Source organism: uncultured Muriicola sp., from assembly GCF_947258935.1.
GTDB lineage: Bacteria > Bacteroidota > Bacteroidia > Flavobacteriales > Flavobacteriaceae > Muriicola.
Window position 1 is genome coordinate 1 of sequence record NZ_CAMYKH010000093.1, and the last position, 7,621, is coordinate 7,621.

A 7,621-nucleotide genomic window follows, 5' to 3' on the forward strand; every position below is an offset into this window, starting at 1 on the left:
GGATCTATGGGATTCTTCGCTTCGCTCAGAATGACATACAGGGCTTTCGGAGAGTTGTCGGACAGCCTCTTGGGGGGATTTCGTTCACAGGCACGGCTTTGGTCTTACCACAAGGCGTGGAACTCTGAATCGCCCGCGGTGGGACGCCACCCTTTTGGGTTAACTCAGGCAACCCCTTCTGCCCTTTCCTGCATGGCTTCTAACAGCGCTGCCTGGGTCTTAGGAGGAGTTCTGTTGATCTCATCCGCAAGGATGATATTGGCAAATACAGGTCCTTTAATAAATTTAAAACTCCTGTTCTGATCCAGTATTTCACTGCCAAGAATATCGCTGGGCATGAGGTCTGGAGTAAACTGTATTCGTTTAAAATCGAGTCCTAGTGTTTTCGCTATCGTATTTACCATCAAGGTTTTCGCCAGTCCCGGTACTCCAATTAGCAAAGAATGGCCCCCTGTATATATTGAAAGTAATATCTGATCGATTACTTTTTCCTGTCCGATAATTACCTTGGCGATTTCCTTTTTAAGGGCGTGGTGCCTGTCTACCAGACTTCCTATAGCAGCTACATCAGACATTTTTAATCTTTTATCCATTTATTGGAAAAATCACAACCTTTGTTTTCACCACTTACACTTACATAGGTATCTTTTATGTGTTCTTCCATCCATTCCTTAATAGCCTTAAACTGTTTCTCGCGAAGTGCCAGCTCTTGTATTTTTATGTAATCTTTGGCAAAATCGGCAACATGCTCATCGTACCGGTTGGTTACTTTCAGGATTTTATAGGTGGGAGGGCCTCCCCTAGGATCTTCCTCCAGTATCGGATATGAAATCTCGTTGTCTTTTAAGTTTCTGACCTGGTTGTAGAGTGCGGGATCCATTTTGGTTAGTTCAAAACGTGAGTCAAAATTGGTGGGGTTTCTAAGTAATCCACCATCAAATTTTGTCTCCTTCTCGTCTGAAAAATTCCGCGCCCCTCGTCACTGATTGTCAGACGACCTTTTGAAAGCCCACCCATAACACCGTCATTGACCACTGTCCAGCTCAATGGATCAGTATTTGCAGTAAATTGAAAAAGGGTATTTGCTTCTTGCACCATAAGGGATATAAATAAAATTAGGACATAGTTCATTTTTCTAAGGTCGCGATTTTTTTTGAGAAGCAAATCAATGACTTATTTCTTTACAAATGCTAAAGACTAATAATGCACAGAACTTACCTCAGCGTAAATTAAAGTTACTTTATCTTTGCCGAAAATAATTTGACGCTTGTTCTATCTTACTATTGACATTTTAGGGACCATTGCTTTTGCCATCTCAGGCGTATTGGTGGCCATGGACAAAAAGCTAGATCTTTTTGGGGTGTTTATCATTGCATTTGTAACTGCCGTTGGCGGAGGAACACTGCGTGATATGCTCATCGGTAATACACCTGTAGTTTGGATGCGTGAGTCTATCTATACCTTCACTATACTTGGTGCCGTAATTTTCGCAATTCTGTTCCGGGAACGATTGCGCTATCTTAGGAAGTCATTATTTTTATTTGATACCATAGGGATCGGACTCTATACCATGGTGGGAATAGATAAGGGATTACAAGCCGACTTAATTCCGATCATGTGCATTGCTTTGGGAACCATAACGGCCAGTTTCGGCGGGGTAATAAGGGATATTTTATGCAATGAGATCCCGGTGATTTTTCGGAAAGAGATCTATGCCACGGCATGTATTCTGGGTGGAGGCAGCTATTTTTTGATCAGAAGACTACCAATTATTGAGGAATATGCGTTTGTAGTTGCCATTATAGTAGTGATAGGCATCCGTTTATTGGCGGTAAAGTACAAGATAGCCCTTCCCAATATTTACAGGAATACAGAAAAGTAATAACCTAATTCACAATTTCGGCTTTCTGGATATAGATATTTCTCGAAGGCCAATCTCCGTCATCCACCGGTTGTTGGTTGATAAGATCAACAATATCCATTCCTTCAATTACCCGGCCAAAAGGAGTATAATTTCCATCCAGGTGATAGGAGCCTGGCTTCGTCACAACAATAAAAAACTCATACGGACTTGCCAGCATATGAGGATTGTCCATCTCACTACTTGGCATGGAAATGGTTCCACGATGATGTTTATGCCCTTTCCGGGTATCCGGGGGTAAGAGGTAGCGTCCAATTTCTCTTCGTTTCCGTGATGTTTCTCTGTTATCAGCATTACCTCCCTGAATTATAAAGTCTTTTACCACTCTATGAAACATGGTATTATTAAAATAGCCCTGTTTTGTGAGGTAGATAAAATTGGCCTTATGATAGGGAACATTATCATACAATTCTACGGTAAAGTTCCCCATACTTGTAGTTAATTTAATGCGTGTGGTGGGTAATCCTTTTTGATAGTTGAAAAAGAAATCGATCGCATTATCCTCGGTAAGTACAAAGGGATCTTCCTTCTCGCTTTTTAGGGATTCGGTTTCCTCAACAACAGTAGTTTCTGGCTGCAGACTATCTGATTGCACAACTGCGCTTTGAACTTCGGGGTTTGCTTTTACTGCTTCCCGGCAGGCACCTAAAAAAATTAATAGTATAATTGCGGAGTATTTCAACTTTTGGATGATCATGGATTTTACAAAATTTACCGAACAGATCCCAAAAATAAAAAATCTGCCACTACCGGGGAGGGCTGCGCACTATAAAATGGCTCCTGAAGTTCGTATTCGTGAATTAGAGTCGGGCAATATTATCAGAAAAAATCCTAAAAAGGCAGGGGTAATGGCACTATTTTACCCAGATGCCGGGCATCATACTCAGGTCCTGCTCATTCTAAGACGTGCCTATGAAGGAGTACATTCTAATCAAGTGGCCTTTCCCGGCGGGAAAAAAGAAAAAGGAGATTCTTCTATTCTGGCTACCGCCTTGCGCGAGACCTATGAGGAAGTTGGAGTAAAGCCAGAACATATAGAGGTGATCAGAAGTATGAGTGAAGTATATATTCCGCCCAGCAATTTCTGGGTACAACCTTATGTAGGTCTCTATAAAAAACCAGATCCCTTTATTTTGCAACAGGAAGAGGTGGAGCAACTTATAGAAGTACCACTATTGCAACTTATGGATGACGCCTTTCTTACCTCTCAAACCCTTTCAACATCCTATGCTAAAAACATTGAAGTTCCGGCCTTTGAATTAAATGGTTTTACGGTCTGGGGTGCAACTGCCATGATGTTAAACGAGATCAGGGAATTAATTAAGCAGGTTGTATAAGCCTAATTTTGTAGTTTTGTAGCCTATGCCGTTATTTAAAAGAAATCCGTTTGGTCATATCCTCTTCCTGAAAATATGGTTGATCAGGATACTTGGAATTATGACCCATCAACGATATAAAGGATTCAATACGTTGGAAATAGATGGTTCAGAGGTTATTCGGGATCTACCGGGAACCAACGTTCTTTTTGTGAGCAATCATCAAACTTATTTTGCAGATGTAGTGGCCATGTTTCATGTATTCAATGCCAGTTTAAGTGGTCGTGCAGATTCTATAAAGAACGTGGGTTATCTCTGGAATCCAAAATTGAATATCTATTATGTTGCCGCTGCAGAAACCATGAAGAAAAGTCTTCTTACCAAGGTCCTGGCATATGTAGGCTCTATAAGTATTGAAAGGACCTGGCGTGCAGAGGGGCAGGATGTTAACAGGCAGGTAAAGATGAGTGATATTTCCAATATTGGGAAGGCACTTAATGACGGTTGGGTTATTACTTTTCCGCAGGGTACTACTACTCCCTGGAAACCTCTTCGTAAAGGAACAGCTCATATCATCAAAAGGTATAAACCAATAGTGGTGCCCGTTGTTATTGACGGTTTTAGGCGTTCTTTTGATAAGAAAGGGCTGCATGTTAAAAAGAAGGGGATCTTACAATCTATGGTGATCAAAGAGCCGCTCGATATTGATTATGATAATGAATCTGTGGAATCTATCATAGAAAAACTTGAATATGCCATTGAGCAGCATCCTTCATTTTTAAAGGTAATACCTCAAGAGGAACTATTGGAATATGAAGAAGCCAATAAGCAGCGGAAATGGCGCAAGAAAGCTTAGATCTCCAGTCGCTTTAATTCACGGTAATTCTTACCTAATTTTCGAAGCAGCAATCCATAAATTAAGAAATAGATCAGTCCCAAAAAGGCAGTACATAGAATACCCATAGCTATGAGTACTCCTACTACCACAAATTTTATATTATCGATAGAATCTTCCATGGCTTTCTCTTCCAGATTTAATGCATGAATAAAAGTATCCCCTTCACTAAGCGCGATACCAATAGCAATTAGCAAGAAGGTAATCAAGAACATGGAAAGGGCAAAGATGATATAATTCTTAACGGTTTTTCTGGTTCTGATGATCTTGTGCATCAACTCTTTGGCATTGTCTAACGCGGATATCTCACGGTACCTTTGGTAAAATTGGTAAATAAAATAAAAGACAACCAGGTATTGAACTATGGTGATCCCCCACATCAAATTCTTGAGTCCCAGGTCTTCATAGAATTGCATACCCTCTCTGGCGGAAGGAAGGAGATAGACCAGATGAGGTAATACAAATTCAATAATACTGATAATAAAGATCCACTTCACAATAGAAGAAGATCGCTTCCAGATCATGCCATAGAGTTCATCGTATGACAATTTTGGGTGTTCAGACTCTTTACTTTTCCAGTCTTTTTTCAGCAATTCTAATTCGTCCATCATCGTACTAAGGATTAAGAATTGTTCTTAATTTTGTTTTTATCCGGTTCATTTTTACCCTCGCGTTCACTTCACTGATCCCCAGGGTGTCTGAGATTTCACTGTAATTTTTATCTTCCAGGTACAAAAACACCAGGGCTTTTTCAATATCGCCCAATTGTTTGACTGCCTTATACATGAGTGTTAATTGTTGCTCCTCGGTGGGGTCGTATTCATCTGTTTTTATCTTAAAGATCACGGAATCGAAGTCTTGCGTCTTTACGCGTTTTTTAGACTTTCTATAAAGCGTAATTGCCGTATTTAAGGCCACTCTATACATCCATGTACTAAATTTCGATTCTCCTCTGAATTTAGGATATGCTTTCCATAGCTGAATGGTTATTTCCTGGAAGAGATCATTGTGTGCGTCCCGGCTATTGGTATACAAGCTACACACCTTGTGAACAATATTCTGATTGTTCTCTAACGCAGTCACAAATTGATGTTCCAGTTCTTTATTCACTAAGGGCTGCTGGTTTCTATGGTATTAGTATGTGTTCACTTATGTTTGTTACACCTAGACGTAAAAAAGGATATAAATTTCCATTCTTGTCTTATTACTTAGGATTTCAAGCCTAATGACCCTTTGGTTGTCCTTGGTGATTAATTCGAAGAATTTTACTCAGGGTCTTGTTATTTGGCTATAAAGATAGGCAATGACCCTTGAATTGAAAGGGCCCCTTTAAACAATGTAAGAACATGGTATAGTGCTAATTTCTGGGATGATATTGCTCCATTACCTGTGCCAGATGGGTGCGGTCTACATGCATATAGATCTCTGTGGTAGTAATACTTTCGTGCCCCAGCATTTGTTGAATCGCCCTTAGATCGGCTCCATTTTCTAACAGATGTGTGGCAAAGGAATGTCTGAATGTATGCGGACTAATGATCTTTTTAAGCCCTATTTTCTCAGCTAGTTGTCTGATAATGGTAAAGATCATGGCTCTTGACAGGCCTTTTCCTCTCCTGTTCAGGAATAAAATATCTTCAGACCCTTTCTGGACCTTCTGGTGAACACGTACCTGATGCCGGTAGATACCAATATATTTTTTATTAAGCGGACTTATAGGCACAAAACGTTGTTTATCTCCCTTTCCCGTAACCTTAATAAAGTCTTCTTCAAAAAAAAGATCGGAGATCCGTAAATTGATGAGTTCAGAGACACGAAGGCCACATCCATAAAGCGTTTCCAGTATGGCACGGTTACGCTCTCCTTCGGGTTTAGAGAGATCTATTGCCATAATAAGATCATTTATTTCCTCAATAGACAATGTATCCGGGAGTTTTCTGCCCAATTTAGGTGATTCAATTAGTTCCATAGGATTCTCACTTCTGTAATCCTCAAAAACGAGATAGGAAAAAAAACTGTTGAGTCCGGAAATGATACGGGCCTGTGACCTTGCAGAAACTGTTTTCCCCAATTCGTAGACAAACTGTGACAAAATCTCCTTTTCTATAGATACAGGGCCTTCAGTATTTTGCAAGGATATTAAAAATTGATGCAACTTTTTTACATCTCTTTGATAGTTTTGTATGGTATTCTCAGACAGGCCTCTTTCTATCTTTAAATAGTGTCTGTAGTCATTAAGTGCCCTGTCCCAATTCATAGTTTAAAGATAGGCCTATTGTAATAAAATAGATAGAATTCTGGCAGCTACCACCGTTTTTAGTGATTTGGCAACAAAAATGAGGTTTGGATTTATGAAGATAGTAGTTTTGGTACCCAACGTATACAATTCAATCCAATGAAAAAATATCTATTTTTAGTAGCCGGACTTTTTTTATGTACCGGCATGTCTGCCCAGGAAGGAATTAAACTGGGCCTTCATGGAAGTTTCCCTTTCAATGATTTTAGTGATGCTGTAGTACTTGCCGCAGGAGTAGATGTAGGTTATATGCATGCCCTGGGAGAAGTAGTAGATGCAGGAATCATGACCGGATTCATAAACGGCTTTCCGGATAATTTTGATGGAGGTCCCAACCTCCCAAGTGTACAATTTCTGCCATTGGCAGCCTCATTTCGTATTTGGCCCTCTAATTCCTTTTCTTTTGGGGGCGATGTAGGGCAGGCATTTGGTATCAACGATGGAAATGATGGGGGGCTCTACTATAAGCCTACTATTGGATATCTGTTTGGAACCAATACCGAAGTAAACTTTTCCTATACGGGAATAAAACTCGATGGGGCCACATGGTCTACAGTTAACGTTGGTGTCTTACATACCATTCAGGTCCGTCCACGTAGGTTGTAAGCCAAAATTCTAAATTCGAGATTCCATTTCCTATTCGTATTTTATATGATGGCATACATGACACAGGTCATTGTACGCACTTCACAGAAGCACTAATATTATAATTCTATTAACCAATTTAAATCTATAGAATTATGAAAAAATTAATGATTCTCTCGGTACTGGCCATATCGGCCTTGTTAACTAGTTGTGCAACGTGTAATTTGGGTGTAAGAACAGGACCAACTTTCGCCAATATAAATGGTGATGACACGGATAATTTGGATACCAAAGTAGGGATGTTTTTTGGCGCGTATACGGAATGTATGTTATTCGATACCTTTAGTATTCAGCCGGAATTGCAATATTCTCTTCAAGGGGCAAAGTATACGGAAAGTGAAGGCTTCGACGGAAAATTCAAATTCAGTTATTTAAACTTACCTGTTATGGGCAAAGTTTATGTCTCCGATGGTTTCTTCCTAGAAGCTGGTCCTCAATTCGGGTACTTATTGTCTGCCAAGGACGAATATGAATCTGTAAGTCTTTCAGGAGAAGATGATATTAAGGAAGATATCAAAGATTTTGACATTGGAGGTAATGTTGGCCTCGGA

General features: G+C 40.0%; 10 protein-coding genes and 2 pseudogenes. 5 read left to right on the forward strand and 7 right to left on the reverse strand.

Going from position 1 to position 7,621, the window contains the following annotated elements:
* Positions 1-179: 179 nt before the first annotated feature.
* From Q0X72_RS12480 to Q0X72_RS13985, 3 genes and pseudogenes are all read right to left on the reverse strand, one after another.
* Positions 180-575 (reverse strand): annotated as a pseudogene (locus tag Q0X72_RS12480) (AAA family ATPase); the annotation flags it as partial.
* A gap of 2 nt (positions 576-577) precedes the next feature.
* Positions 578-973 (reverse strand): annotated as a pseudogene (locus Q0X72_RS12485) (peptidylprolyl isomerase); the annotation flags it as partial.
* Positions 886-1,131 (reverse strand): CIA30 family protein, encoded by a 246-nt coding sequence (locus tag Q0X72_RS13985; RefSeq protein WP_367180460.1) that lies wholly within the window; start codon positions 1,129-1,131, stop codon positions 886-888. The gene Q0X72_RS13985 and the pseudogene Q0X72_RS12485, both read right to left, overlap by 88 nt.
* A 136-nt stretch (positions 1,132-1,267) precedes the next feature.
* On the opposite strand from Q0X72_RS13985, the gene Q0X72_RS12490 reads away from it, so the two are divergent.
* Positions 1,268-1,882: a trimeric intracellular cation channel family protein gene (locus tag Q0X72_RS12490; protein ID WP_297765990.1), complete on the forward strand. Its 615-nt coding sequence runs from the start codon at positions 1,268-1,270 to the stop codon at positions 1,880-1,882.
* A gap of 4 nt (positions 1,883-1,886) precedes the next feature.
* On the opposite strand, the gene Q0X72_RS12495 is transcribed toward Q0X72_RS12490, so the two are convergent.
* Positions 1,887-2,618 carry a peptidylprolyl isomerase gene (locus tag Q0X72_RS12495; protein WP_297765992.1) on the reverse strand — a complete coding sequence of 244 codons (732 nt, stop codon included), beginning with the start codon at positions 2,616-2,618 and terminating at the stop codon, positions 1,887-1,889.
* Between Q0X72_RS12495 and Q0X72_RS12500 the strand changes: the two genes are divergently transcribed.
* The gene (locus Q0X72_RS12500; RefSeq protein WP_297765995.1) at positions 2,617-3,258 is read left to right on the forward strand and encodes a CoA pyrophosphatase; all 642 of its coding nucleotides are present in this window, start codon (positions 2,617-2,619) and stop codon (positions 3,256-3,258) included. The two genes, Q0X72_RS12495 and Q0X72_RS12500, sit on opposite strands and share 2 nt — an antisense overlap.
* Before the next feature lie 25 nt (positions 3,259-3,283).
* On the forward strand, positions 3,284-4,093 hold the full coding sequence (locus Q0X72_RS12505) for a 1-acyl-sn-glycerol-3-phosphate acyltransferase (RefSeq protein ID WP_297765997.1): 810 nt from the start codon (positions 3,284-3,286) through the stop codon (positions 4,091-4,093).
* Here the strand turns inward: Q0X72_RS12505 and Q0X72_RS12510 are convergent.
* The 3 genes from Q0X72_RS12510 to xerD form a co-directional block, all read right to left on the reverse strand.
* On the reverse strand, positions 4,090-4,743 hold the full coding sequence (locus tag Q0X72_RS12510; RefSeq protein ID WP_297766000.1) for a hypothetical protein: 654 nt from the start codon (positions 4,741-4,743) through the stop codon (positions 4,090-4,092). The genes Q0X72_RS12505 and Q0X72_RS12510 overlap by 4 nt on opposite strands.
* A gap of 4 nt (positions 4,744-4,747) precedes the next feature.
* Positions 4,748-5,242: an RNA polymerase sigma factor gene (locus tag Q0X72_RS12515; protein WP_297766002.1), complete on the reverse strand. Its 495-nt coding sequence runs from the start codon at positions 5,240-5,242 to the stop codon at positions 4,748-4,750.
* Between the two features lie 247 nt (positions 5,243-5,489).
* Complete coding sequence (xerD, locus tag Q0X72_RS12520) at positions 5,490-6,386, reverse strand: site-specific tyrosine recombinase XerD (protein ID WP_297766004.1); 897 nt, start codon at positions 6,384-6,386, stop codon at positions 5,490-5,492.
* Positions 6,387-6,524: 138 nt separating this feature from the next.
* On the opposite strand from xerD, the gene Q0X72_RS12525 reads away from it, so the two are divergent.
* Together Q0X72_RS12525 and Q0X72_RS12530 are read left to right on the forward strand one after the other, a co-directional pair.
* On the forward strand, positions 6,525-7,031 hold the full coding sequence (locus tag Q0X72_RS12525; protein ID WP_297766007.1) for a hypothetical protein: 507 nt from the start codon (positions 6,525-6,527) through the stop codon (positions 7,029-7,031).
* A 134-nt stretch (positions 7,032-7,165) separates the two neighbouring features.
* Positions 7,166-7,621 (forward strand): porin family protein (locus tag Q0X72_RS12530; RefSeq protein WP_297766010.1); only part of this gene is annotated, 456 nt, incomplete at its 3' end.

Excerpts from the sequence above, each read along its gene's own strand:
- Q0X72_RS12505 (WP_297765997.1), top strand. The coding sequence starts at position 3,284 with ATGCCGTTATTTAAAAGAAATCCGTTTGGTCATATCCTCTTCCTGAAA.
- Q0X72_RS13985 (WP_367180460.1), bottom strand. The coding sequence starts at position 1,131 with ATGAACTATGTCCTAATTTTATTTATATCCCTTATGGTGCAAGAAGCA.
- xerD (WP_297766004.1), bottom strand. The coding sequence starts at position 6,386 with ATGAATTGGGACAGGGCACTTAATGACTACAGACACTATTTAAAGATA.
- Q0X72_RS12495 (WP_297765992.1), bottom strand. The coding sequence starts at position 2,618 with ATGATCATCCAAAAGTTGAAATACTCCGCAATTATACTATTAATTTTT.
- Q0X72_RS12510 (WP_297766000.1), bottom strand. The coding sequence starts at position 4,743 with ATGATGGACGAATTAGAATTGCTGAAAAAAGACTGGAAAAGTAAAGAG.
- Q0X72_RS12500 (WP_297765995.1), top strand. The coding sequence starts at position 2,617 with ATGGATTTTACAAAATTTACCGAACAGATCCCAAAAATAAAAAATCTG.
- Q0X72_RS12525 (WP_297766007.1), top strand. The coding sequence starts at position 6,525 with ATGAAAAAATATCTATTTTTAGTAGCCGGACTTTTTTTATGTACCGGC.